The sequence below is a fragment of the Acinetobacter sp. AG3 genome (genome assembly GCF_022343575.1).
Classification (GTDB): domain Bacteria; phylum Pseudomonadota; class Gammaproteobacteria; order Pseudomonadales; family Moraxellaceae; genus Acinetobacter; species Acinetobacter guillouiae.
In genome coordinates, this window is sequence record NZ_JAKQZD010000001.1 from 3,688,986 (window position 1) to 3,714,068 (window position 25,083).

The 25,083-nt window shown below is 37.3% G+C and carries 25 protein-coding genes; 9 read left to right on the forward strand and 16 right to left on the reverse strand.

The window, feature by feature from the left end:
- The first annotated feature begins 44 nt into the window (after window positions 1-44).
- From L3V46_RS17265 to L3V46_RS17275, 3 genes are read left to right on the forward strand one after another with little or no spacing between them, the layout of a single operon-like run.
- On the forward strand, window positions 45-785 hold the full coding sequence (locus L3V46_RS17265; protein ID WP_004819426.1) for an NUDIX domain-containing protein: 741 nt from the start codon (window positions 45-47) through the stop codon (window positions 783-785).
- A 31-nt stretch (window positions 786-816) separates the two neighbouring features.
- Window positions 817-1,479, forward strand: coding sequence for a DUF2625 domain-containing protein (locus L3V46_RS17270; RefSeq protein WP_004819425.1), 663 nt, complete (start codon window positions 817-819; stop codon window positions 1,477-1,479).
- Between the two features lie 17 nt (window positions 1,480-1,496).
- Window positions 1,497-2,069, forward strand: coding sequence for a hypothetical protein (locus tag L3V46_RS17275; protein ID WP_004819422.1), 573 nt, complete (start codon window positions 1,497-1,499; stop codon window positions 2,067-2,069).
- A 40-nt stretch (window positions 2,070-2,109) separates the two neighbouring features.
- Here the strand turns inward: L3V46_RS17275 and L3V46_RS17280 are convergent, their stop codons facing one another.
- Entirely contained in the window at window positions 2,110-2,739 is a 630-nt protein-coding gene (locus L3V46_RS17280; RefSeq protein ID WP_004819421.1) for a hypothetical protein, read from the reverse strand.
- A gap of 106 nt (window positions 2,740-2,845) precedes the next feature.
- Between L3V46_RS17280 and L3V46_RS17285 the strand changes: the two genes are divergently transcribed.
- The 3 genes from L3V46_RS17285 to L3V46_RS17295 all read left to right on the forward strand — a co-directional run bounded on the left by L3V46_RS17285 (window position 2,846) and on the right by L3V46_RS17295 (window position 8,273).
- On the forward strand, window positions 2,846-3,223 hold the full coding sequence (locus L3V46_RS17285) for a VOC family protein (RefSeq protein WP_004722716.1): 378 nt from the start codon (window positions 2,846-2,848) through the stop codon (window positions 3,221-3,223).
- Window positions 3,224-3,431: 208 nt separating this feature from the next.
- Entirely contained in the window at window positions 3,432-4,685 is a 1,254-nt protein-coding gene (locus L3V46_RS17290; protein WP_239046357.1) for an exonuclease SbcCD subunit D, read from the forward strand.
- A gap of 9 nt (window positions 4,686-4,694) precedes the next feature.
- Window positions 4,695-8,273, forward strand: coding sequence for an SbcC/MukB-like Walker B domain-containing protein (locus L3V46_RS17295; RefSeq protein ID WP_239046358.1), 3,579 nt, complete (start codon window positions 4,695-4,697; stop codon window positions 8,271-8,273).
- Between the two features lie 17 nt (window positions 8,274-8,290).
- Here L3V46_RS17295 and L3V46_RS17300 read toward each other — a convergent pair whose 3' ends face one another.
- The 6 genes from L3V46_RS17300 to L3V46_RS17325 form a co-directional block, all read right to left on the reverse strand.
- Window positions 8,291-8,698: a hypothetical protein gene (locus L3V46_RS17300; RefSeq protein WP_239046359.1), complete on the reverse strand. Its 408-nt coding sequence runs from the start codon at window positions 8,696-8,698 to the stop codon at window positions 8,291-8,293.
- Between the two features lie 57 nt (window positions 8,699-8,755).
- Window positions 8,756-9,511 (reverse strand): hypothetical protein, encoded by a 756-nt coding sequence (locus L3V46_RS17305; protein WP_239046360.1) that lies wholly within the window; start codon window positions 9,509-9,511, stop codon window positions 8,756-8,758.
- 167 nt (window positions 9,512-9,678) lie between these two features.
- Window positions 9,679-10,470 carry a hypothetical protein gene (locus L3V46_RS17310; RefSeq protein ID WP_034610965.1) on the reverse strand — a complete coding sequence of 264 codons (792 nt, stop codon included), beginning with the start codon at window positions 10,468-10,470 and terminating at the stop codon, window positions 9,679-9,681.
- A 296-nt stretch (window positions 10,471-10,766) separates the two neighbouring features.
- A complete protein-coding gene (locus L3V46_RS17315) occupies window positions 10,767-11,570 on the reverse strand; it encodes a thioesterase family protein (RefSeq protein WP_239046361.1) in 804 nt (267 codons plus the stop codon).
- Between the two features lie 204 nt (window positions 11,571-11,774).
- Entirely contained in the window at window positions 11,775-12,608 is an 834-nt protein-coding gene (locus L3V46_RS17320) for an undecaprenyl-diphosphate phosphatase (RefSeq protein WP_004819404.1), read from the reverse strand.
- Between the two features lie 122 nt (window positions 12,609-12,730).
- Window positions 12,731-13,423, reverse strand: coding sequence for a YggS family pyridoxal phosphate-dependent enzyme (locus L3V46_RS17325; protein WP_239046362.1), 693 nt, complete (start codon window positions 13,421-13,423; stop codon window positions 12,731-12,733).
- Window positions 13,424-13,546: 123 nt separating this feature from the next.
- Between L3V46_RS17325 and L3V46_RS17330 the strand changes: the two genes are divergently transcribed.
- Together L3V46_RS17330 and L3V46_RS17335 are read left to right on the forward strand one after the other, a co-directional pair.
- Window positions 13,547-14,584 carry a type IV pilus twitching motility protein PilT gene (locus L3V46_RS17330; RefSeq protein WP_004722735.1) on the forward strand — a complete coding sequence of 346 codons (1,038 nt, stop codon included), beginning with the start codon at window positions 13,547-13,549 and terminating at the stop codon, window positions 14,582-14,584.
- Window positions 14,585-14,609: 25 nt separating this feature from the next.
- Window positions 14,610-15,728: a PilT/PilU family type 4a pilus ATPase gene (locus L3V46_RS17335; RefSeq protein ID WP_004722736.1), complete on the forward strand. Its 1,119-nt coding sequence runs from the start codon at window positions 14,610-14,612 to the stop codon at window positions 15,726-15,728.
- Between the two features lie 79 nt (window positions 15,729-15,807).
- Here L3V46_RS17335 and fur read toward each other — a convergent pair whose 3' ends face one another.
- Window positions 15,808-16,245 (reverse strand): ferric iron uptake transcriptional regulator, encoded by a 438-nt coding sequence (fur, locus tag L3V46_RS17340; RefSeq protein WP_004722737.1) that lies wholly within the window; start codon window positions 16,243-16,245, stop codon window positions 15,808-15,810.
- 112 nt (window positions 16,246-16,357) lie between these two features.
- On the opposite strand from fur, the gene bamE reads away from it, so the two are divergent.
- On the forward strand, window positions 16,358-16,756 hold the full coding sequence (bamE, locus tag L3V46_RS17345) for an outer membrane protein assembly factor BamE (protein ID WP_004722739.1): 399 nt from the start codon (window positions 16,358-16,360) through the stop codon (window positions 16,754-16,756).
- 84 nt (window positions 16,757-16,840) lie between these two features.
- Here bamE and L3V46_RS17350 read toward each other — a convergent pair whose 3' ends face one another.
- The 8 genes from L3V46_RS17350 to dut form a co-directional block, all read right to left on the reverse strand.
- The gene (locus tag L3V46_RS17350; protein WP_035371671.1) at window positions 16,841-17,170 is read right to left on the reverse strand and encodes an RnfH family protein; all 330 of its coding nucleotides are present in this window, start codon (window positions 17,168-17,170) and stop codon (window positions 16,841-16,843) included.
- Between the two features lie 8 nt (window positions 17,171-17,178).
- The gene (locus L3V46_RS17355; RefSeq protein ID WP_239046363.1) at window positions 17,179-18,261 is read right to left on the reverse strand and encodes a hypothetical protein; all 1,083 of its coding nucleotides are present in this window, start codon (window positions 18,259-18,261) and stop codon (window positions 17,179-17,181) included.
- Between the two features lie 203 nt (window positions 18,262-18,464).
- Window positions 18,465-18,920, reverse strand: coding sequence for a bacteriohemerythrin (locus tag L3V46_RS17360; protein WP_004819397.1), 456 nt, complete (start codon window positions 18,918-18,920; stop codon window positions 18,465-18,467).
- A gap of 1,072 nt (window positions 18,921-19,992) precedes the next feature.
- The gene (locus L3V46_RS17365) at window positions 19,993-20,841 is read right to left on the reverse strand and encodes a class II glutamine amidotransferase (protein ID WP_016539214.1); all 849 of its coding nucleotides are present in this window, start codon (window positions 20,839-20,841) and stop codon (window positions 19,993-19,995) included.
- Between the two features lie 185 nt (window positions 20,842-21,026).
- Window positions 21,027-21,812, reverse strand: a complete 786-nt coding sequence (locus tag L3V46_RS17370; protein ID WP_004819394.1) for a GNAT family N-acyltransferase — start codon at window positions 21,810-21,812, stop codon at window positions 21,027-21,029.
- A gap of 176 nt (window positions 21,813-21,988) precedes the next feature.
- Window positions 21,989-22,894, reverse strand: coding sequence for an acetylglutamate kinase (gene argB / locus L3V46_RS17375; protein WP_004722746.1), 906 nt, complete (start codon window positions 22,892-22,894; stop codon window positions 21,989-21,991).
- Between the two features lie 58 nt (window positions 22,895-22,952).
- A complete protein-coding gene (locus tag L3V46_RS17380; RefSeq protein WP_239046364.1) occupies window positions 22,953-24,392 on the reverse strand; it encodes a phosphomannomutase/phosphoglucomutase in 1,440 nt (479 codons plus the stop codon).
- Between the two features lie 230 nt (window positions 24,393-24,622).
- Complete coding sequence (gene dut / locus L3V46_RS17385) at window positions 24,623-25,075, reverse strand: dUTP diphosphatase (protein ID WP_004722748.1); 453 nt, start codon at window positions 25,073-25,075, stop codon at window positions 24,623-24,625.
- Window positions 25,076-25,083: the final 8 nt, after the last annotated feature.

Below are 25,083 nucleotides of genomic sequence, written 5' to 3' on the forward strand. Positions count from 1 at the left end.
TCCAACACAATCCGTTACTTTAATAAAATTAAGTGAGCCTTACAGTGACCTTTAACTCTGAACAGGAATTTCTCTCTAACTATAATAAAAAGGACTATGAATCCCCATTACTTACAGTGGATATGGCGATTTTTTCTGTTGATGCGGGTCAACTACAGGTTTTATTGATTAAACGTTCTAATTTCCCACAAAAAGATAAATGGGCACTCCCAGGTGGTTTTGTCGATTTGTCTAAAGATCAAGATTTGATGGCAACAGCACATCGTAAATTGGTTGAAAAAACTGGACTTCAATCACCGCATTTGGAACAAGTTGCAACGGTTGGCAATGCAACACGTGATCCTCGTGGATGGGCTGTAACAGCTTTATATTTTGCCCTGATTGATTTCAAAGCGTTTCAAAAGATTGCCACTGAACAAAATGAATATAGCGAGTGGATTTCAATTGCTGAGGCAAAAAAATTAGACTTGGCTTTTGATCATTTACAGCTTTTAGATATGGCTGTTGACCGTTTAAGTAGTAAGGCACGTTATACAGCCTTACCCGTCAGTTTGATGCCCAAATTGTTTACTTTGACTGAGCTACAGCAGATTTATGAAATTATTTTGGGACAAAGCTTAGAAAAGAAGTCATTTAGACGGCGTATGATTGAAGCTGGCGCAGTTGAGGAAACAAACCAAACTAAAATTGCGGGCAAACGCCCTGCTCAATTATATAAATTTGCGCTACAAAGTTATGATTTCCATTTTCCTCGAATTTTAGAGTACCCGAGGGAAACCACTTAAGCGCTTTGTATTATTTGGATAACAGCAAACAATGAAAACTTTAGAACAATTAATCAATATTGAAGATTCAGGCTGGATATTGGTACAAGAATGGATGACTCAAGCCACCAACCATATTGAAGTTTTACCCAAGAACAAATTAAGAGCTGAACAAGAGTTACTGAACATTCAAGTCACAACACGTTCACCTATGGGTTCAATTATTTATGAAACAGGTGGAATACTGATTGATCATGGATGGTTGAGAATTTTAGCTTCAGGACATCCAAAATTAGATCGTGGTATTACTGAATGGAATCATCATAAAACGTTTCATCAATCTGATCAGGAGCTAACCTATCTACTGATTGCTGATGATGTTTTAGGGGGTTACTTTGCTATCAATAATGGAAAATTAGGTGAAGCAATTGGAAAGATTTACTATTTTGCCCCAGATACATTGGTATGGGAAAATCTTGATGTGAGCTATTCAGAATTTTTGACTTGGGCATTCAATGGAGATATTGCTCAGTTTTATCAAGTATTCCGTTGGCAAAACTGGCAGATAGATCTTCAAAGTCTCAATGGCAACCAAGTCTTTAGTTTTATGCCCATGTTATTTACCAAAGAAGGTAAGGATATCGAACAAGTGGATAAAAAAATTATTCCTATTTCTGAAAGTTATGATTTTCATTTTGCACCGACTTTAAAATAACTGAGAGCAGCAAATCCGTGAGCAATCATCTAAAGTTAATCCGAGCTTTTCCTAAAGCTCTATTAGATGATGTTTTAGTAATATCAAAATACTTAGAAAGTAAAAAAATAAAAATTCATGAAAGCTCTCAATGCGAAGTGTTGATTCATCACGAACATATCGTTGTACCATCAAGGATCTATATAACTCAGTTACAATGTATTGAGTTTCATAATTTTTCTTTAACACAACGTCAAATTCTATGGTGTATTCTTACTCGCCATCACAATGGTTTTGTTCGGCAAAGAGCGCTCGAAAGACTCCTTAAAACTGACCTTACAAGTTTTATGATCCCTTTCATTTTTCAGTTATTGGGTGAATATGTTCAAGAAATTTTAGAGGCCATTGAACCGATTCTAGATGCAAATAATCAAGGACTTTTTGCAGCATTTATGCTGCAAAATCCAAAATATGACCAAACGACTCAAAGTAGAATTGTCAGCTATTGGAATGAGTATTATCGGATTAAATATCTAAATTTTAACGATTTTATTGGTTATAAAATTTTAAATAAGCTTAAAAGCTTTGTCTTAACTTATCGACATCACTAAATCACTTCACATCGACTTCTAACTGCCGTTTCAATTTCATTTATTGATTTCCAAAAATAACGACATAAGTTCCTATTTTTATTTTTTCCTCTAAACAACAAACCAGTTTTTCTAAAAAACTCATCACTTTTCTATCGTTAAAATGCAGATCTTTAATTTTTAAGATAATGTCTTGTATGGCATTTTGATCAAAATAGTTATCTGAACAAGGATCAAAACTACACTCAAATTCATTTCTCAGTGGGCTAAACAACGGAAATAAAGATCTAAATATTTTAATGACATAAGCAAAATCATCTTGCGGAATAAAATAAGTTCTATTGCCTTTATTTTGTATCCTCTCTAAGTTTTCATCTTCTGCCCAAATAAAGAAACCCACTTTATCAACATATTTTGGATTTTCATCTATGCTCAATTTGATTGTGCGTTGATTAAATTCATTAATTTTTTGAATGATTTTTTCAAGATTGTGATGATATCTAGGATCATCATAATACTCTTGAGCAAGCTCCGCCTCACAATCTGTTGCTGCACAAATTTTTTCAATATTCTGCTGATGATAAACTTGTATGCAATGTGCTATCTCATCATATTGTTTTAATAAAGCGCAAGCATCTGCGATTGAAATGGTAATTTTTGTGCGTAATTCATACAATTTTTCTTTATCCATAACACACCACTTTTAATTGCCTCATTCTTTTATTTTCAATATTTATACATCACAACTTTGCAAATTCTATTATCTTAATCAAAACATTTAAAATTGGACAATAACAATGAACGCACTAAGCTACTTTGAAATTCAGTCTTCAAATCCTGAGCGTGAAGTTAAATTTTATCATGAAGTTTTCGGTTGGAAATTTAGTAAAGTTGAAGGTCTACCCATTCAATATTTTCAAATTGAAACAGCCAACATACATGGTGGCTTATTGGAGCGTCCAGCTCAAACACCACCCACCCATTGCGGAACCAATGCTTTTACCTGTTCCTTTGAAGTTGAAGATTTTGATACAACTGCTGAAAAGATTTTAGCTTTGGGTGGGCAAGTAGCAATGGAGAAATTTGCTATTCCCAATAAATGTTGGCAAGGTTATTTTTTAGATGCAGATCATAATACCTTTGGATTAGTCCAAGTTGATCCCAATGCAAAATAAGCTTGATTGATTAAAAATCTAAATAAATGTTTGAGAAAACCAGTCTATATTCGGCTGCATGAAACAGTTGAGATTAAAAGATAGCGAATATTTTTTAAGAATTTTTATAAAAAATACAGATCATATTAAGTGATTAAGGCCTTACAGCTGATTTAAGCATTCAATTTGTGCTACCTTAATTTTAAATTCTGTAAGGCTTATCCAACTAATGACTGTACGCTTTCTTCATACTTCAGACTGGCATCTGGGACAATTCTTCTATAACCATTCTCGCCAGTATGAACATGAGCAATTTTTAGCGTGGTTATTAGCTCAAATCAAGGAAAAGCAACCCCATGCCCTATTGATTGCAGGCGATATATTCGATGTCATCAATCCTGCATCTGCTGCACAAAAACAGCTCTATCAATTCCTAGCCAATGCATATCAGCTTGCTCCACATATGCAAACCTTAATGATTGCAGGTAATCATGATTCAGGTTATCGCATTGAACAAGTTGAGCCCCTGCTTGAAAAATATCACGCCAAAACAGTCGGTGTGATTCATAAAAACGAGCTTGGTCAAATTGATTTAGATCGTTTACTGATTCCAATTTATGATGAACAAAAAAATATTATTGCTTGGTGTCTAAGTTTACCATTTCTGCGCCCAGCCGAAATCACTGGCTTTAATGAACAAACCAATAACAGTCAAAATGCCATTGCCTATTTACATCAACAGGTGATTTCTGAAGCACGAAAAAGAAAGACAGATAATCAAGCACTCATTCTAATGTCACATGCCCATATGCAAGGTGGAGAAACCTCTGATTCTGAACGGCCTATTATCATTGGCAATGAGGAAGCACTTTCTACCACATTGTTTGAAGATAGCATTGATTATGTTGCACTCGGGCATTTACATAAACCGCAAAAAGTTGGTCAGGAACATATCCGTTATAGTGGTTCACCTATCCCATTATCCTTTAGTGAAATCAACTATAAACACCAAATTGTCGACGTTAATATTGATCCGCTTAAAACAGATGAGTCACGGGTTTCATTTGAAAGTGTATTTATTCCCCGTAGTGTACAACTGCATAAAATTAAAGGGGAATTGAACGAAGTTTTAGCCAAATTAAAGGCATTAGCAAGTGGTGAAATTGAAAATATTGATCAGCGTGAATATGTCGATATTGAATACCATACCGATGTTCCACCTCCGCCCAATTTGCGCCAGCAATTTGAAGATGCCTTACCCAAAAGTCGTTACCGCTTAGTACGCATTTCAAGACAATACTTCGCATCAGAAAAAAATAACGATGAAATTACTTCAATCAATTTAGAACCACCGACACCAGAAAAACTCTTTCAACAGCTTTGGGAAAAAAATGGCTATACCAATGATGATGCGGTCTTGAAAGACTTTTTAAGCTTATTACAAGAAGCCGAAAAAACGCTTGAAAATCAACATGACGCATAGGAGTTTGCTGTGAAAATTTTATCTATACGACTCAAAAATCTCGCGTCTCTTTCGGGTGAACATTTTATAGATTTTGAATCTGAACCATTAGCTTCAGCAGGTTTAGTGGCGATTGTTGGAAAAACAGGGGCAGGAAAATCAACCATTTTGGATGCCATGAGCCTTGCTCTCTTTAATAAAATCCCACGTTTAAAAGACAGTGATGGTAAATTACAGGATGTTGATGGCTCTGAACTTTTAACCAACTCACCACTGACTGTACTACGCCGTGGTACCGCACACGGCTTTGCTGAATTATGTTTTGTGGCACAAGACCAAAAGCATTATTTGGCACGCTGGGAACTTAAACGTTCACGTGAAAAAGCAGATGGAAAACTACAAAGTGTCCAACGCTATTTAAAATGCTTAACCGATGGAACAGTAGTAGCAGATAAAGCCAAAGCCGTTGAATCAGCGATTTATAAAATTACCCAACTGAGTTTTGAGCAATTTACCCGTGCAGTTCTTTTGGCACAGTCCGAAGTTACAGCCTTCTTAAAAGCACGTGACAATGAACGTGGTGAATTACTTGAGTATTTAACCAATTCATCTATTTTTGGAAAAGTCGGCCAATTGGCCTATGAAAAAACCAAATTGGTAGCATCAAAACGTAAGGAATTGGAAAATCTTCTCGGCCATATTGAACTTCTCTCTGAGGAAGATGCCGCTGAATTACACATACAATTCCAACACATCAATCAAGACTATAAAAAGCTTGAAGATGAAAAATCGCAACTTGAAAAACAGCAGCAATGGTTTGAGCGTAAACAAAAACTGAATGATGAAATTGTCGTTAAGCAACAGTTGCTTGATACACAGTTACAGACGCAACAAGGCTTAATCCCTGAGCGTGAACGTTTAAATCGTTTAGAAATATTCTCAGAGATTCGCTCTAGTATTTTTCAAAAGCAACAACTGATAAAAACCGAACAGCAACTCGCACCACAAATTCAAAAACAACAACAGCTTTTTGATACATTACAAGTTCAATTTGACACTGAACAAACCCGTTTTCTCCAAACTGAAAGTGCTTTAACTGTTCAGCAGAATTTTGAGAATACTCATCGTGAGTCTTTGAGTGAAGTACGAAAATGTATTCAGGAGCGGGATTTTATTGGAGTCGAGTTTAAGAAAATTCAGACCAGATTAAATGATTTAGAATCGTCTAAAACCCCACTACTCAATCAACAACAACAACTTGAACATCATATTCAGCAGATTACAGAAAAACGAAATCTTTTAAATCAGCAACTTGCAGACACTCAACAGTTCTCAAGTTTGGATAAAGGTTTAACTGCACATGTGCAACAGTTAACTCAATTTATTCAGCACTATCAATCTATTGAAAATCAATTAGGAAATGTATCTCAGGCTGAAACGAAATTAATTGAGCAAAAAACACAATTACAAGACTCAATTCATCAATTTGGAACTGCGGAGCAACTTGAAACTCAGCTTGAACAAACGCGTCAACAACGTGAATTTAAACTAAGCCAACTCAACCAATTGGCGACGTTACAGCAAAAATTAGCCCAGTTTTTTGAATTAAAGATTGAATCTCAGCAGCTTAATGACCGATTGAAACGTTGCTCAGCGCAATTTCAACAACTTGAAAAAACCACAATACAGACTGAACAAGATTTCCAAACAGCTAAACAAGCTCGCTTAAAACTGCAAGAGGTTTTACAACAGCAACGCTTATTACATGCTGAAAATGTAGAACATTTAAGAGCTGAATTAGTAGATGGTCAAGCTTGTGTTGTTTGTGGAAGCACAACTCATCCCTATCACCGTGATGATTCTGCTGTATCTAAAGCACTATTTGAGCTACAACAGCAACAGGAACAACAAGCCACGCTCAAGGAACAAGAAACCTTTAACCTTTGGCAAGCGGCTCAACAAGACTTGACCAAATTGAGTGTCGAACAGCAACAACTTAAGACCACTCTTCAAAATGTGACTGAAAAAATAACCGTCATACAACAGCTGTGTATTGAACAAGGTCAATCAGCCCAAATCCCGCTGAACTTAACTCAGACACAATCTGAAATTAAGCAACAATTGGAGCAACTTACCCAGCAATATCAGTTTGATATTCAACAATTGGAAGCACAATCTAAGCAATGGATTCAAAGCATCAAAATTCAGCAACAATTAACTCAAAGCATTCAACACACTGAACATCTATTGCAAAATGCCAATAACCTACACAATCAAGTTCAGCATATTGTCAGTTGCTTAGCTGAGCAACAGTACAGTATCACCACAGCACAACATATCTTGAGCCAATTAAATACACGTACACAACAGCTTGAACAGCTTGAGTCATTGTCGAAACAGCATGATCAATATCTACAGCAACTCAATACTGCTCAACTCAATATAGCGAATGCAGCCAAACAAATTTCTGAAACTGCCCATAGCTTGAACGAGATAAAACTGAAAGGACAACAAAACACAGAATTGGCAAATCAACTCATTCAAAACATGACAGGATTAACCGAAGTTAAACCGAATGAATGGTTAACGCAGTATGAGCATGAATATCAGAAAATTCAGACGCTTTACCAACAACAGAAGCAAAGCTTTAATCAATTACGCAATCAATTTGAGCAGGAAAAAAGTCAGCTCGAACAACTCAAAGCCCAGCAACAACACAATCAGAATAACCTCAATCTAGTGAATCAAGATATTCAGCAATGGCTCTCTCAGCATCCAGCTTTTCAGCCTGATGATTTAGAGCACTTGGCTCAAATCACGGCGGTACAAGAACAACAGATTCGCCAACAACTGCAACATGCTGAACGAATGTTAAATGAGGCCAACTCAGCACTTAACACCTTACAAGAGCAATTAACCGAACATAAGCTTCATCAACCTGAAATTGATTTTGAACAGCTACAACAATTGATTTTGGATAATGCGAATACGCTAAAAACCCAATTTGAAATCCGTGATCAGTTAAAACTCAAACTTGAATTGCATCAGCAAAATGTTGCTAAGCAAAAGCAATTTGCTGATCAGATTCAACAAGTACAACAGGAAGAACATCGCTGGGGCAAGATTTCAGGCTTAATGGGAGATGCGACCGGTAAGAAATTCCGTGATTATGCACAACAGTATAATCTGGATATTTTACTCGAACACGCCAACCAACAATTGGCGATGTTGTCTCAACGTTATACCTTAAAGCGGTTAGATAACTCACTTAGTCTTGCCATCATTGACCATGATATGGACGGTGAAACCCGTTCTGTTGCCTCACTTTCAGGGGGTGAGTCATTCTTGACTGCCCTTGCCTTGTCTTTGGCAATTGCCAATATGGCATCAGGTTCAATGAAAATTGAATCTCTCTTTATCGATGAAGGTTTTGGTACATTAGATGCATCTTCTTTACATATGGTCATGAATGCATTAGATCAATTGCAGAATCAAGGGCGTAAAGTTGTATTGATTTCACATATACAGGAAATGCATGAACGTATTCCTGTGCAAATTCAGGTGCGTCCTTTAGGGGCGGGTGCAAGTATGATTGATGTGGTGAGTTAGTGTTTAACACACACTTCTTAATTTAAATTTTTATCGTATTCTGCTTGTATCTTATCGCAATAAGGTTTCATTGCAGTCACTGAATTTTTAAAACCATTCAAAGCTTCATCAAATGTACGCTGATCTTCAGCAAACTCTTGATCGAATTGCTCTTTATACTTTTGATTATTCAACAGCATTTTAACGATTTGCTGTTGATGAACACATCTCCTATGCGCGCTCATTATATTATCATCTTGAGCCGTATTCGCAATTGAATCCACGAGAGATGCAACAAGGGATTCAAAAACCTCCTTAAACGCTTGATAAGTCTTTTGCTCTGAAACAATCGCTTTGTTCAGCTCAGGATTTGCACTTGTATTTGCATGAATTAAAGATGTAACCAATAAACATAGAATCGACAGTAAGTATTTAATATTTTTCATTATTCTTCCAAACAATTAAAAAAAGAAGTGCTTATAAGCACTTCTTTACTTTATTCTTTATCGATCTGCGGGAAATGCATTTGGTGGAGGTGCATATTTATTCACGGGTTTAGCCTCATCTTCTGGTGCTTCCAACTCATATAAAACCGTACCAATTACACCAGCATTCTGAATTGAACCATTCTCTGAGTTTGCAGCATACGCATCTTTAGGCTTACTAAAAGTAAAGGAAGCAACAGCAGATTCACTCTTACGGAAACCTTCAATTTTCAATGAATCATGAGCATGTAAGACATAACCAGAATTACTTCGGGACGCCTCACTGCCATCAATAACATCTACACCATCAACACTGGCAACCACTTCAAAGGTTTTCGCTGTGTTATTTTTATACTGAAGTTGATAGCTTTGCCCTTCACGCCCTGACAAATAGTAGCTTTGTCCAACACGATACATTGGAATTCGGTTTCCACGATCATCTACAACAGAAAAACTCACTTTTCCTGCGGCAATAGAAATTGAATTGACCGTTTTACCTTTGTAGTTCTTATCTGCATATTGCACGATAGTTTCAGCAAGAGGTGAATCAGATTTACGCTTTAACTGCACTTCAGTCACATGAGAGTCAATTTCATCGCCCCACTTTGTGCCTAACTTTTCGTCAGCTGCAACTTGATTGTTGGCTGCTTCAGCGGCTGCATCTGCACTGGTCGCTTCGGTTTGGGATGGTGATGCGCTTTCATCTGATTTTTTCGAACATGCAGCTAGAAAAATACACAACAAAAGGCAGAGAAATATATTTATATTTTTCATTATAAAACCTATTTTAAAGTTTATAAGTTACATAGATTATTATCAAAGTCATAATATCGTAGCTGTTTTGACTGCGCTATTTTTAAATTATTGCAATTATGTAACATTATAACATCTCAAAAAATAAGAGGGATAATGTGATCCCTCTCACTTCTTAATATTTTTAATTAATCCGCAGGAAAGGCATTTGGTGCAGGCGCATAAGTATCCTTAGATTTTTTGGGTAGATCGTATTTAGGGGCTTTTAACTCATACACCACTGTACCAATCACACCAGTATTTTGAATAGAACCACTGGCAGAGTTGGCAGCATAAGCATCATTTGGCTTACTAAAAATAAATGAAGCTACAGATGAGTTACTCTTTCTAAAACCTTCAATCGCAAATGAGCTATAAGGTCTTAACACATAACCGCTATTTGAACGTGAAGCTTTACTTCCATTGAGAACATCTAGACCATCGACACTTGCAACAACTTCAAAGGTTTGGCTACTGGTATTGGCATAACGCAATTGATAGCTTTGTCCATCACGGGCAGAGAGATAATAACGCTCGCCATCACGATATAGCGGTAAAATTCGCCCACGATCATCCACAACAGAAAAGCTAATTTTTCCAGCGGCTAAAGAAATGCTGTTAATACTGCGTCCTGAAAATTGCTTACTGGCATAACGAATTTGAGTTTCGTCAATAGGATGACTACTCAAACGTTTTAAATCAACTTGAGTCACATATGAACTTACGTCATCTCCCCATTTCGTTCCCAAACGCTCTTCTGACTTTACTCGATTTTGATTGGAAATAGGCGCTGGTGCAGCTTTAGCTGTTGCTGAGGTAGGTGATGGTGCAGATTCGATTTCTTGTGAAGTAGCATCCTGCGTTGAAGAATATTTTGCAGTACTACAAGCGCTGATTAAAGCACAAAGACATAACCATAATAATAGCTTGGATTTATACATATTCTATTTCCAGTTTTTAAATCTTATTCAAATCAGTATAGTCAAATTGACGATCATATTACATCTAGAATTGTTGAGTATATTTTAAAAAACTTAACTGAATAGTTTACCTTAAAGTAAATTCCAAATGCTTAAACGGATACTCATCAGCTTCATTTTAGCAGTACATAGAATTGTTTTTTATAGTGATTTATCTTAGCCAATGTGAAAAATATACTTATTTCTTAAAAGAATAAATATCAATACAAATCAAAAAACTGTATGTAGAAATACAGTTTTTGATTTCATACCAGCAACTACTCAGAGTGTACAGGTCTTAGAGTTAAAATCTGTTCACTACGTCCGAATGGTCCATAAATATCATGTAAGATGGAACTGGTTAAACCAATACCATCTTCACCATACTGCTGTACGGTTTCTAAACCTAACCATTGACCTTGGGGCAAACGATATAAATGAATTTGTAAATCTAAGTTTGGAAAGCCCCAATTAAAAGGTGCTGTTTGTCTCGCCACGACACCATTTGCAGTATCGACCATTCCCATTAACTTCACAAATGCAGATGTCGGTCGACCTTCAACCATATCAAAAGTATTGCTAAGCCATACAATACCAGCTCCCTGTCGACGTTGCTCAGTCCTTGCTTCAATCGAATGAATATATCCACCAGGCCATTGACGTATTTCATGCCAAATCGGTAACTGTTCAGGCGTTCCAATAGATTGATCCTCTAAACCTGCAACACTTTGACTATTGCTGGTCATCATGCGCCAAGTTCTCGCCACAATACTTATTTTACCTTGTGTAACCATTTCGGATTCAATCAGTTCAATGGTCTTGCCAGCACGAATTACTTTTGTCCGAATATAAAATTCGCCACCCGCGATTAATCCAAGAATATCTAAACTTATACGACCAATTCGAACATCATTTCGAGGTGAAAACTGCTCTAATTCAGCACAAATAACCCCTGTCGCTGGTGCCATATGTTGCTCATGCGCATTCCAAGCCCCTTGAGCATGATGTGTCGATTGATAATGTGCAGTCACTACACCCTGTTTATCGGTATGACGCTGAATCAATTGATAATATGCAGACATAAACTTCCCTATCACTCTTAAAAATCATTCGCTATACATATAATCCCGCATTATTTTTGTACTCGACTTAAGCAAAGAAGTCTAATACTAATAGGAAAAATGACCCTTAGCGTTCAATATTTTACACAGGATTGAACGCTTAGATTTAAAGTGAGATATTGAAAAGAGTGATATATTGAAAAGTCAGTGTTTGAAAGCCTAGATTTAACCAATGAGTAAAACGACGCCAGAGAAAATCAGACAATAAATACCAAAGAAATGCCAACGACCATGTTCAAGCCAACTCGATAGCCATTTTAAAGCAACAAGACCTGCAATAAAGCTAAACAGCATCCCAAACATACTAGGTAAAAGCAGTTGAGCTAAATGGATATTTTGAAAATTCTCGGCATGTAGCAATCGATAAAGCTCTTTTACAATCACCGCTGGGGTTAACACCACTGCCAAGGCAAAACTAAACTCTTCCGCTTTTTGGCGAGCAACACCTAAAAATAATCCTGTTGAAATTGTTGCACCTGAACGTGAAAAACCACGAAACGGCAAGCATAAAGCCTGAACAGCGCCAATCCATGCCGCACTTTTCACCGTCACATCACCAACCTGTCCACGATCTAATCGAGAGGATAAAATAATCAATACACCAGCAGAAGCTAAAGCAGCAGCCATTAATTTTGAGTTGCTAAACAATTGCTCAATTTCAAAGTGGCTTGCCCCAGCAAAAAAAACATGTTTGATCATCGATTGCAGTGCTAATCCGAGTACGCCCGTGATGCCTGTTGCAACAATCACAAACCATGCTTGTTTTTTAAAGCGATCCCATGACGAAAAATAGGTTGTGCGCCAAGACTTCCAAAAATACACAATGACCGCAAACATGGTTCCTGTATGTAGCATCACCAATAAAAACGTCATATCAGGCGCTGATGGGTCAAAACCCATCAATTTTTCAGCCACAATCACATGCGCTGAACTGGATACAGGCAGCAGTTCTGCAAACCCTTGTATGATGGCAAGAATAAGTACATGAAAAATAGTCATCAACAATCTCAATGGATTAGAATTATTGATGTCTTATACGTTTACAGCATTAAATCTAAATTAAATTAAACTTAAACCCAGCGAAAATTAACTCAGCCTTCTCGCCGATTTCGCTACAACCTTTAACGCTGATTTGAATAATCTCGTGCACCAAACAAAGCTGTCCCAATACGTACCATGGTTGCCCCTGCGGCAATGGCTTCCACCATATCTCCAGACATCCCCATGCTTAACGTATCCCAATCTTCAGCATGCGCATGATGAACTTTAACCTGATCAAACAATTGCTTTGCATCACTAAATGCTTGCGGATGATCAGGTGCAGGAATCACCATTAAACCACGCAACTTTAAATTCTTTAATTGACTGATTTGTTTCACCAGATCTGCAACTTCATCAGGCTGACAACCGTCTTTACTGTCTTGTGCATCAATATTGACTTGCAAGCAAATATTTAATGGCGTTTGAGTCGCTTCTCGTTGATTTGAGAGACGCTCTGCAATGATAAAACGATCAACACCATGCACCCACGCAAACTTTTCAGCAAGATGCTTGGTTTTATTGCGCTGTACATGACCAATGAAATGCCATTCGATCTCTAAATCTGTTAAATCTTCAATTTTTTCCAGCGCTTCTTGTAAATAATTTTCCCCAAAAGCACGCTGCCCCGTAGCATACATTTCTTTTAATAACGTACTTGGATGTGTTTTGGAAACTGCCAACAACTGTACCTGACTCACATCTCGATTTGCAGCCAAACAGGCCTGCTGAATTTGCGCGAGTACATGATTTCGGGCTTGATTTAGATCATTCATTGACAAGGTTCTCATTTCATAAAAATTTCAGCTTCCAAGCAATGAAATTGTTGGTTATGCTGAGTGAAAGGCCTTATTATTCTACAAAATAATTAAGCAAATAGGTTTTTATTCGGGGACATTATGGATATTACAGAATTATTGGCGTTTTCCGTCAAAAACGGTGCATCTGACTTACACCTTTCAGCAGGTATGCCACCGATGATTCGTGTCGATGGTGAGGTCCGTCGTATCAATTTACCAGCATTGGAACATAAAGAAGTTCACAGACTGGTTTATGACATCATGAATGATAAACAACGTCGTGATTTTGAAGAACAATTAGAAACTGACTTCTCATTTGAAGTTCCAGGTATTGCCCGTTTCCGTGTCAACGCATTCAATCAAAACCGTGGTGCGGGTGCTGTATTTCGTACCATTCCTTCTAAAGTATTGACCATGGAAGATTTAGGTTTAGGACAAATCTTTAAAGATCTTTGTGAATTACCCCGTGGTTTGATCCTTGTAACAGGTCCAACAGGTTCTGGTAAATCAACCACATTGGCCTCTATGATTGACTTTATTAACGACAGTCGCTATGACCATATTTTAACGGTCGAAGATCCAATCGAATTTGTACACCAATCTAAAAAATGTCTCATCAACCAGCGTGAAGTGCATCGTGATACACATGGCTTTAATGAAGCGCTACGTTCTGCGTTACGTGAAGACCCTGACATTATCTTGGTTGGTGAGATGCGTGACCTTGAAACCATTCGCCTTGCTTTAACAGCAGCAGAAACAGGTCACTTGGTTTTCGGTACACTACACACCACATCAGCGGCAAAAACCATTGACCGTGTGATTGACGTATTCCCAGCTGAAGAAAAAGACATGGTCCGTGCCATGCTGTCAGAATCATTACAAGCGGTTATTTCACAAACCCTCCTGAAAAAGAATGGTGGCGGACGAGTTGCAGCACACGAAATCATGATCGGTATTCCTGCAATTCGTAACTTAATCCGTGAAAACAAAGTTGCACAGATGTATTCAGCAATTCAAACCGGTGCAAACTATGGTATGACCACATTGGATCAGAGTTTAAAAACACTGGTCGCCAAAGGTGTTATTAGTCCTCAAGTTGCAAGAAATGTAGCAAAACAACCAGAATCATTCTTATAAAATGGATTATTGAGGTTTAAAAAAGATGGACTTTAATGACTTGCTCAACATGATGATTGAGCAAAAAGCATCAGACTTATTTATTACCGCCGATGTTGAACCATCAATGAAAATTAATGGTCAAATTGTTCCTGTGGTAAAAACCAAGTTAAACGGCGAAATTATTATGCAATTGCTTAACTCTATTATGAGTGAAAAGCAGCGTAAAGAATTTGCTGAGACCCGTGAATGTAACTTTGCCATTACCAATCGCGATAAAACTGCGCGTTTCCGTGTCAGCGCTTTTCAACAACGTGATATGCCTGGAATGGTTTTGCGTCGTATTGAAACTCAAATTCCGACTATGGATGAGCTTAAATTGCCGCCTATCCTTAAAGATCTCGCAATGACCAAACGTGGGATCATTATCTTTGTTGGTGCAACAGGGACAGGTAAATCAACTTCGCTTGCATCCATCATTGGTTATCGTAATCAAAATTCTAAAGGTCATATCATCACCATAGAAGACCCAATTGAATTTGTACACGAACATGCAGGATGTATTATTACCCAACGTGAAGTCGGAATTGATACAGATTCTTTTGAAATTGCGCTTAAGAATACTTTGCGTCAAGCACCAGATGTGATCTTGATTGGTGAGATCCGCTCTCGTGAAACCATGGACTATGCCATCGCTTTTGCTGAAACAGGTCACTTAGTCTTTGCCACACTACATGCCAACAATGCTAACCAAGCAATTGACCGGATTATTCACTTCTTTGAGTCTGACCGTCATAGCCAGTTGTTTATGGATCTATCACTTAACCTCAAGGCCATGGTTGCACAACAATTGATTCCAACCCCAGACGGTAATTCTCGTCGTGCTGCAATTGAAATTCTCATCAACTCACCCTTAGTTTCAGACTTAATCCGTAAAGGTGATGTCCATGAAATTAAGGATTTGATGAAGCGTTCTCGTGAATTGGGTATGCAGACGTTTGACCAAGCTTTATTTGACCTCTATAAAGCAGGACAAATTACCTATAAAGACGCACTTAAACATGCCGACTCTCCAAATGATTTACGTCTACAAATCAAATTGGATGAAGAAGGTGGTGCACAGCTACTCAATTCAAATAGCAAACTCACCTTTGATGGACAGTAGTTCAAAAGAAAAAAATAAGCTGATATAAAAAGAGGGGGCTTGGTTAAGCCCCCTCTTCATTTGTTGTATTTATGTGATTCTAGCGCTTACGATAAGCTTCCTGACATGCAGGTTCATCACAATAACCGTACAGATTTAAAGAATGTCCAGTCAATTGAAAGCCGTGTTTCTCAGCTACCGAATGCTGCTCATGTTCGATGGTTTCATTAGTAAATTCAACGACTTTGTTACAATTTTGACAAACCAAATGATCATGATGATCTTCTTGCATAATTTCAAAAACAGAATGATTGTTTTCGAAATGATGGCGCTGGATAATTCCAGCAGCTTCAAATTGTGTTAACACACGATATACGGTCGCTAGACCGACATCTTCACCTTGTTCGAGTAATGTTTTATAAATGTCTTCCGCGCTCAAGTGGTGTTGTCTTGAATTTTCTAATAATTCCAAAATCTTGATTCGTGGTAGGGTAACTTTAAGTCCAGCTTTGCGTAAATCTTGATTTGAAATAGGCATATAAAAAGGTCTCTCAACAAATTTTAAGTTGGAATATGCAACAGAGTTGAGATGCAGTATGATCTATCCTTGGATCAATTGCATCATAATTAATTTGGGATAGTGTAGCAAAATGCAAAAAATCATGCTGACGTTATTCGTCGCTTCTTTACTTGGTGGTTGTTCTGTATTTGGAGTATACAAAGTCGATATTCCTCAGGGAACACCGTTAACCCAAGCTCAAGCTTCAAAAATTCAAGTCGGTATGACCTACCAACAAGTACAATTCTTGTTGGGTAGCCCAACAGTCTCAGATCCATTGAATCCAGGACGATGGGATTACATTTACAACTATATCCCAGGAACTTACGCGAAAAAAGCGAAGATTCCCGCAGCACATGGCCAACATTTAAAGGTTTATTTTGATCAATCAGGTGTCGTAAACAAAATTGAAGGTTTAGAAACCATTCCTGAGTCTCAACCTGGTTTACCTGCTTCTAAAGAAGCAATATTGAATGCGCCCCCACTATAGACACTTTGCGATAAAAAGAAACCCCTCAATGAGGGGTTTTTCATATGCATTCAATTGTTTAAAGCGATTATTGTAAATAACGCCTTATTTAAATAACAATTGTTGATAGCGATTGCCACGGCAGTAACGTCCGACAGGATTTGCTTTTGCGCGATTGCGACGAATATCTTTTGGATTAATCGTTAAAGCTCTATAAATTTCAACACGATCACCTGCTTGTAGCAAATGCGATTGCGCTTTTATTTTCACTCCAAAAATACCAAAACTAAAATTTTCAGGCAATTCTACTTGTTGCGCCAATCCACTTTGCGCAATAGCATCGGCAATCGTCATGCCTTGAGAAAATTGTAACTCAATGTGAAATTGTTGCTTTTCGGCAGCATATGCCACCCAAATCTTTGCCACGAGATTCACCTTGACCCTTAAATTAACTGTCCAATATAGGATACCAATGCCAACACAATACTCAAAGGTAAAACAATTCGTACCGCAATACGCCAAATATTATAAAACGCTTCTGAACTAAAATTGATTGCTTTACGTAGATGGCTGATTTTCATAATCCAACCCACAAAGATCGAATAAATCAAGCAAATGACCAAGCCCCAAATCATCAGCAATGGATTAAACAGCACTGCAATGTTTGGAATTGCCCAAATGAACAATGCCACCAACAACACCACAAATTGAATAAGTATTGCGACTTGGCGTTGAGCTAACTGTTCTTTGCCTAGTTGTAATAATAACGCGGCTGAAATGACTGCAGTAAATAATAAAGTATAGGCAGGGATTTGTGCTGAAGCCGCAAAAAAACCAAAGGCAATCACAGCAACCAGTTGCGCAATCCAAATCGGTAAAGCTGTTTTAGATGCCTCATTATTCTGTTGAACATTCAACAAGCTGGTTTGCCAATACAAGCCTAAACCGAGACCTGTGGCCACAAGGGCTAAAATCGTTGCATTGCCCCACTCTTTAAACTCTACAGGAGTAACATGCCAAGCGGACAAGTGTGTACCGAAAACCTGTGCAAGGATTAAAGAAAGCAGTACGCCTAGCGTGATCAAACCCACTAAAATTTGACGAGGCGCAAAAGACAAAGCAAAAGCCACTACAGCGGCACCTGCAAATAACAGATGGTCTTCTATCGGTAAATTCGCAATCTGCACAGCACTTTGACTGATATTCGATAAAATCCCACCCGCTAAGAATGGAATAAAAATAACAGCCAGCCAACCCACAATACGCCACGATTGAGATGCGTCAGCATCACGAGTTAAGCTAGACAAGGCATTGAGTGCAGTTGTTTTAGAACGCTTTGCTAAAGCAACTTCTAAATAAGTAATCGGCAATGCCAACACCAGCATTGACACTAACCACAATATCCAAAAATCAATTTGCCGATCAATTTGAATACCTAGACTTGGAGCCAAACCTGCGATAATCATAAATGATAAACAAAATGCCATGAGCGGCGATAACCATCGTGACATAGAATAATCCTGCATGAGGTGTTTCGTAAAAAGTTCTGCTATTTTGCCTTTGTCGATGCTGAAAATCAAAGCTTAAAAGAAAAAAGCAAATCACCCCTCGATGATTTGCTGCGCTAGATCTTGTTATAATCTTTGTTATTTCTTTTTATCCCCTCTGAATTTTTTTAGTTAGAGAGCTGGTGATTCCCATAATTTCACAATCATAAAATGCCTGTAAATTATGAAAAAAATCTTGCAAACCAATTTTTGCCTTTTTTCTTTTCGTTTTCTTTAATGATCCCCATCATATTTAATTTTACAGCCCCTACATAATCTGCATCATCATGTTGAATATGATTAATTAACCATTTAGACAACACCTCATGCAATTCTTTTTCTATAGAATGCCCTTCTTCAAAACTGGTACGATAACTTTCGATACGTTTAATAAATAAGTCATGTACACGTTTATGAGGAACACGGTATTTATAACCCGCTTCTTCTTGTAAGCTTTCTTCAAACGTGAAATGGGATTGTGTATAGTCAATAATATTATCAAGAATTTGCTTAATACGAGCGCGATCCGTTGCCATACCGATTTCATCAATTTCATTGATGTAATCCAAAATCCGTTTATGTTGATCGTCGATCACATCGATACCCGTATTATATTCTGGAATCCATCTCATCTTCATACGATCACCTTAAAATAATGTCTTGACCTTCAGCAACCATATTAACGGCTATCTCTCTAAATAAAAATGAACTGTATTAGTCGGGATTCATTAAAAAAACTATGAAATAAATTAAGTTATTGTTTATACTTAGATAATATTTTAATCCGCACTAAAAGAGTAAGATATTTTTTAACCAATTATTAAGTTTAAATAATTTTACTGATTGTCTATATTTATTATTTAGCATGAATAAATGATTATGCCTGTGTAATCTAAAAATTTAAAACAACCACCTCAAATGATATTTTACTTGCACTTCTTCATACAATTACTCGTGATAAAACTACTCAATCATTTTTGCAAAATAAGAAAAAATATTCTTTTGTGATTTTGTTATATTTTTAAATACCTTCTTTATTCAAGTGAAAATTATTTTATATGTGTTATTTTAATTCCACTTATTTCATGATCCACTTTTAAAAGAGCTGAAATATAAATTTTATCACGGCAATTTTATATAATAGACTTCTTTCACAAGTCCTTTTTAAAACCATAAATCGACATAAAAGCGCCCTCATCCTAGCCTTATCCCAAAGGGAGAAGGAACTTTAAATACCAATATGATTCACGCCACATCATCATTTTTTGATTTATGAAAGGTCTTTAATATTTAAACAATTACAGCAATATTATTACTCTTTTTTTTCAATAAAATATAATTAAACATTATTATTTCATTATCTTCTTTTTGCTTTAACAACATCAAAATATTCTGTTAAGTCTCAAAGATGACCATCCTATACAATTTAATATGAGACTTTGATCATTCAAAATAATGCGATTTACAATAAATAATCCGAAGTAATTTTTACAGGATATCGTGAAAAAGCCTGCAAACGAATGATAAGGAAATTGCTATCAATCTAAGATAATTCTTGCATCTATGGTTGGTGCAAAAGCACCTATAAAAACCTGAATGGGCTAGATAAATTGAATTATTTTTTATTTTTACAATGTTTTATGTTTAAAAAAACATGGAGTTAGCGAATAACACCTTCCCCCAATCTCATATGAATTCATTCAGATCAAACTAATATTGATCTGCCTTGGTGACTCTAACCAAACTTGGATCAGCAGCCTCACGAGCAAGTCTTTCGACATGTGTTGTTGCTGTTTTTATCACTTGACCATCTTTAAATAAAATCATCTCACCAGGCTGGTATGCAGTCCAAACTTCATTTTGAGTTAATGGCTCTGTGGTAATCACGGCAACACGATCTTCTTTTGTTGTAAATTGACTAAAATCAATATCAACATCAATATCGACTAAGCGTGCATATGTAAATGGATACTCACGTACAATCCAATGCAGCTTCGTTGTCGCATAACTAAACAAAGCTTGTCCATTGGAGAGGCAAAAATTAAAAGTGCCATATTCTGCAATTTTAGGTGAAATTTCTTCAAGCAAGGCAAATACATCATTTAAACTCGGTTCAAAATAACCAAATCTTAAAACCAGTTGTTCAAGCAAATAACAAAATGCCAGTTCACTGTCGGTACTGCCTACAGGGGTAAAACGCCCCGACAAATGTGGATGAAAGTTATGTAAATCACCATTGTGCGCAAAAATCCACTGTCTGCCCCATAACTCACGAATAAAGGGGTGAGAATTTTCTAAGGTGATTTTACCTTGAGTTGCTTTACGAATATGCGCAATGACATTCCGCGATTTGATTGGATAGTTACGTACCAGTTCAGCAATCGGTGATAAGACTGCAGATTGATTGTCGACAAATAAACGACATGCTTTATCTTCAAAAAAGGCAATACCAAACCCATCAGAATGATCAGAGGTTATTCCTGCACGTTGAGAAAACCCACGAAACGAGAAAGTAATATCAGTGGGAGCAGCGCAGTTCATTCCAAGCAATTGGCACATAGTGTATTCATACAGCATTTTATTTATAAGAATATTGTGCATGACTACGCATCTGCTTGCAAATCTCAATAACTGAAAATAACTGCAAACAGATGCATATTAGACCAATGACTTAACATAGATCAGCAGAATAATTGGGTACTTATTCGCGGATCAAACTCTAAGTCCCCTTATTTTTCGGACACTCAGCGATTAACCATTTTGTTTAAAACAAAATTTTTGGCAATTTCATTGACATCTAAAAAGACAAAATAATCTAAACAATTAAATGCTTCATCGTGATATGCCTGTTTCGATAAACGCGCATTCATTTTCAAATAGACATCAAACAACTTTGGAATTCGTTCGTCTTGTGGAAAACTATACTCTGGATGACTTGGTTCAAAAGCGAGATTTGCCTTTATATCAATCGACTGTTTGGCAGTCATTTTCTTCAAATGCTGATGTGTATAGTAAGCACGCGCCTTATTGTCTTCCAAACGGATACTGACACACCCCATTAAGTGTTTTGCCTTCATTTTCCATAGCACTGTCGGAACCAAATTTAACCACAACATCGACAATGCACGTCCATTACGATAACGCGGATGTACACAAGTACGGCCTATTTCCACAATATTAGATAGATGTGAAAGTTGAGAAACATCAAATTCTTGTGCGCTATAACTACGTGCAAGCTCATGCCCCTGAATCAACTTCAGGCGTGTATAGGCAACAATCTCATTGCTCCATTTATCACGTAATACCGCATGCTCACAATCAAGGTCATATAAATCTTGATCTAATCCATTTTCAAATGTAATGCCAAACTGATCTGCGAATTGTACTGCACGAAATTTTTGTACTTCTTTGAGTTGTTTCAGGTCTTCAACCCATTCAAATTTATATTGTGATTGTGCTTTTTTAGGTTTTGGTAAGGGTAAATTTAAGTTCTGGAAGTTCTGACGATACTGATTTAATTTTGCGAACATATTTTCGACTCCTTGAGCTTTTACTTACACTAGGCAATCCCGATGACACTTATATGACGAAAAAATGACCGTTTAAAAACACGCTATGAATGGTGAATTTGAAATAAAATCGGCAAAACAAAAAAGCCAATGTTTTCACACTGGCATTTTTAAAAAAATAATGTACTGATTAAAAATTATTTCTGAGGCTTGGCCCGATTGGTAATTAAGGTTCCTACACCATGATCGGTAAAGATTTCTAAGAGTGTTGCATGAGGTACCCGACCATCTACAATGTGCGCACTCACAACCCCACCTTTAACCGCATCTAAGGCACAACCCACTTTAGGAATCATCCCCCCGTAAATCACCCCAGTTTCAATAAGACGATCGACTTCCTGAGTACTTAGACCCGTTAGGAGGTTTTTATTTTCATCTAAAACACCTGATATATTAGTCAATAAAATCAATTTTTCCGCACCTAAAGCTTCTGCCACTTTACCTGCGACTAAGTCTGCATTGATATTATAAGTTTGACCGTCTTCATCTACACCTAAAGGCGCAATCACTGGAATAAAATCACTTTGGGTAAACATTTCTAAAACGTCAGTTTTAACCCCAGTCACTTCCCCGACCAGACCTAAGTCAATTTGCGTGACTGTACCATCAGCAAGTGTCTTTTCCATCAAGAGCTTTTGAGCACGTAATAAATTACCGTCTTTACCCGTTAAACCAATGGCACGTCCACCATGCTGATTAATCAGATTAACGATAGATTTATTGACGCTCCCGCCTAAAACCATCTCGACCACTTCCATGGTTGCAGGATCCGTTACCCGCATTCCATCAATACGATCAGACTCACGCCCCAACTGTTTAAGCAATGAATCTACTTGTGGACCACCACCATGTACGACAATCGGATTTAAACCTACAGTTTTGAGTAAAACGATATCGCGAGCAAATGAGCTTTCCAACTCTGGATCAGTCATTGCATTGCCACCATATTTTACAACGAGTGTTTTACCTGAAAATCGTTGAATGTATGGCAAAGCCTCTGTCAATATTTGCGCTTTGTCGATGCCAGTATGCTGATGTGGCATTCGCCTCTCCTTAGTGAGCTGTAGGAATTAGACTGATGAATATGGATGATGCAAGAAATCAGTGTGCCTGTAGAATATCTTGGGCGATCATAGGATAACGATCACTGAGCATAGACGCAAATGTCTGACGAATTTCATTTAAACAATTTGGACAATCTGCATCAAAACGTACGGTAAAATATTCACCTGTATTTGATGCCCGAATAATGCCAAAACCATGCTCAAAATCAAGGCGAACACCATCAATTTTACTCAGCTCGGCACCAAATTGTTGACTGAGCTCTTCAATCTCATTCAAAACAATTTTCGGATCAGTTCGATGGGTACTGATATAAGTATCTTCAGTATAAAAACGGTCAGGATAACAGGCTAAGATTTCAGACAATGTTGCTTGAGGAAAACAACATAAGTATTCCATCACACGTAAAGCCGCATATAGACCATCGTCATAACCAAGTCCACGCCCATCATTAAATACATAATGACCTGCGTACTCACCACCAAAGACAGCTTGGCCTTTTGATTGCGACATGTATTTGCGTAAAAAACTACTACCAGTCCGAATCATCTTGGCTCGACCGCCCAAACGTTCAACCACTTGACGTACCATAGATGAACATTTCACATCAAATACAATTTCATGCTGTGGATGATCTTTTAAACACATTTGGGCAAACAATGCTAAAAGCCGATCCGCTGAAATAATATGGGCATTTTCATCCAATAGAACCACACGATCGCCATCACCATCTAAAGCAATACCAATGTCTGCCTGATGATTAAGTACATTTTGTCGTAATAATTCTAAGTGTGTGGCTTGTGAAGGATCTGGTGCATGGTCGGGGAAGTTTCCATCAGCATTACAGCGTAATGCAATCACCTCACAACCCAATTTTTTTAAAACAAGATTGGCACAATAGCCTGCTGAACCATTTAAGCCATCAATCACGACTTTGAGTGGTCGGGTTAACTGAATATCTTTTAATAACGCAGACTGATAGGACAGACAAAATTCAGATTTAATTTGATGAGTCGCGCTTGGAATCACAGATTCTGCATCAATCCATGACAACTGCTGACTTTGCAGATAATTTTTTGCTTGAATGCCTATGTTTTGAATCATTTCAGGAGACGGTGGCTCAAACTGCATGATCCATTTAATACCATTGTCAGTTTTTGGATTATGACTGGCTGTGACCATGATGCCATTGCCCTGCGTATTTCTTGCGGCAAAGTACAATTGTGGGGTAGCACAACAACCTATTTCAGTGACTTCAATGTCTTTATTTTGAAATACCTGTTTGATAATTTGAGCATACGCAGGACTGCTTAATCGAGCATCGTATCCCAAGGTAATTTTTGATTGACCCTTTTCAATCAGTTGATCAACTAAAGCATATGCGATTGCCTGAATCAATTCAGGTGGCATCATTTCAACTTTTCCACGAATATCATAAGCGCGGAAAATCTGAAAAGGAAAATCGTTCATCTTTTTCATAAGCAAAACTTCTATTTGCTTAACCCTTTATTTCGTCAGCTTTATCGCTCTAATGATAAGCAAGCAATTCATTTATATGAGAATATTTATATCGGGTCAAATGCAATATACTAAAAAACTCTTGATAATATATTCAATTTTATATACAGCGTTATACATACTTTTTGTTACAATTCAATATAACATTAAAAAAGCCTGATAAATCAGGCTTTAAAAATGATGAGAAAAACTTAGTTCTTCCCAGTGTGACCAAAACCACCAGCACCACGTTCAGTCGCTTCAAATTCACTTACAATATCAAATTGCGCTTGAACTACAGGCACTAAAACATACTGTGCTAAACGCTCACCTGGTTCTAAAGTAAAGGTGGTTTGACCACGATTCCAAACAGAAACCATCAATTCGCCTTGATAATCTGAATCAATTAAGCCCACCAAGTTGCCCAATACGATCCCATGCTTATGGCCCAAGCCCGAACGTGGTAAAACCAGACCAGCAAAATTAGTATCTTCAATATAAATGGCCATACCTGTTTTAACCAACACAGTTTGACCAGGTTCAATTTGAATCGCTTCTTCTACACATGCACGTAAGTCCAAACCCGCTGAACCTGTTGTTGCATATGTTGGCATTGGCCATTCTTGACCTAAACGTTGATCAAGTACTTTTACTTGAACTTTCATATTGAAAT

Excerpts from the sequence above, each read along its gene's own strand:
- L3V46_RS17270 (WP_004819425.1), top strand. The coding sequence starts at position 817 with ATGAAAACTTTAGAACAATTAATCAATATTGAAGATTCAGGCTGGATA.
- L3V46_RS17280 (WP_004819421.1), bottom strand. The coding sequence starts at position 2,739 with ATGGATAAAGAAAAATTGTATGAATTACGCACAAAAATTACCATTTCA.
- L3V46_RS17285 (WP_004722716.1), top strand. The coding sequence starts at position 2,846 with ATGAACGCACTAAGCTACTTTGAAATTCAGTCTTCAAATCCTGAGCGT.
- L3V46_RS17290 (WP_239046357.1), top strand. The coding sequence starts at position 3,432 with ATGACTGTACGCTTTCTTCATACTTCAGACTGGCATCTGGGACAATTC.
- L3V46_RS17300 (WP_239046359.1), bottom strand. The coding sequence starts at position 8,698 with ATGAAAAATATTAAATACTTACTGTCGATTCTATGTTTATTGGTTACA.
- L3V46_RS17305 (WP_239046360.1), bottom strand. The coding sequence starts at position 9,511 with ATGAAAAATATAAATATATTTCTCTGCCTTTTGTTGTGTATTTTTCTA.
- L3V46_RS17310 (WP_034610965.1), bottom strand. The coding sequence starts at position 10,470 with ATGTATAAATCCAAGCTATTATTATGGTTATGTCTTTGTGCTTTAATC.
- L3V46_RS17315 (WP_239046361.1), bottom strand. The coding sequence starts at position 11,570 with ATGTCTGCATATTATCAATTGATTCAGCGTCATACCGATAAACAGGGT.
- L3V46_RS17320 (WP_004819404.1), bottom strand. The coding sequence starts at position 12,608 with ATGACTATTTTTCATGTACTTATTCTTGCCATCATACAAGGGTTTGCA.
- L3V46_RS17325 (WP_239046362.1), bottom strand. The coding sequence starts at position 13,423 with ATGAATGATCTAAATCAAGCCCGAAATCATGTACTCGCGCAAATTCAG.
- L3V46_RS17330 (WP_004722735.1), top strand. The coding sequence starts at position 13,547 with ATGGATATTACAGAATTATTGGCGTTTTCCGTCAAAAACGGTGCATCT.
- L3V46_RS17335 (WP_004722736.1), top strand. The coding sequence starts at position 14,610 with ATGGACTTTAATGACTTGCTCAACATGATGATTGAGCAAAAAGCATCA.
- fur (WP_004722737.1), bottom strand. The coding sequence starts at position 16,245 with ATGCCTATTTCAAATCAAGATTTACGCAAAGCTGGACTTAAAGTTACC.
- bamE (WP_004722739.1), top strand. The coding sequence starts at position 16,358 with ATGCAAAAAATCATGCTGACGTTATTCGTCGCTTCTTTACTTGGTGGT.
- L3V46_RS17355 (WP_239046363.1), bottom strand. The coding sequence starts at position 18,261 with ATGCAGGATTATTCTATGTCACGATGGTTATCGCCGCTCATGGCATTT.
- L3V46_RS17360 (WP_004819397.1), bottom strand. The coding sequence starts at position 18,920 with ATGAAGATGAGATGGATTCCAGAATATAATACGGGTATCGATGTGATC.
- L3V46_RS17365 (WP_016539214.1), bottom strand. The coding sequence starts at position 20,841 with ATGTGCCAATTGCTTGGAATGAACTGCGCTGCTCCCACTGATATTACT.
- L3V46_RS17370 (WP_004819394.1), bottom strand. The coding sequence starts at position 21,812 with ATGTTCGCAAAATTAAATCAGTATCGTCAGAACTTCCAGAACTTAAAT.
- argB (WP_004722746.1), bottom strand. The coding sequence starts at position 22,894 with ATGCCACATCAGCATACTGGCATCGACAAAGCGCAAATATTGACAGAG.
- L3V46_RS17380 (WP_239046364.1), bottom strand. The coding sequence starts at position 24,392 with ATGAAAAAGATGAACGATTTTCCTTTTCAGATTTTCCGCGCTTATGAT.
- dut (WP_004722748.1), bottom strand. The coding sequence starts at position 25,075 with ATGAAAGTTCAAGTAAAAGTACTTGATCAACGTTTAGGTCAAGAATGG.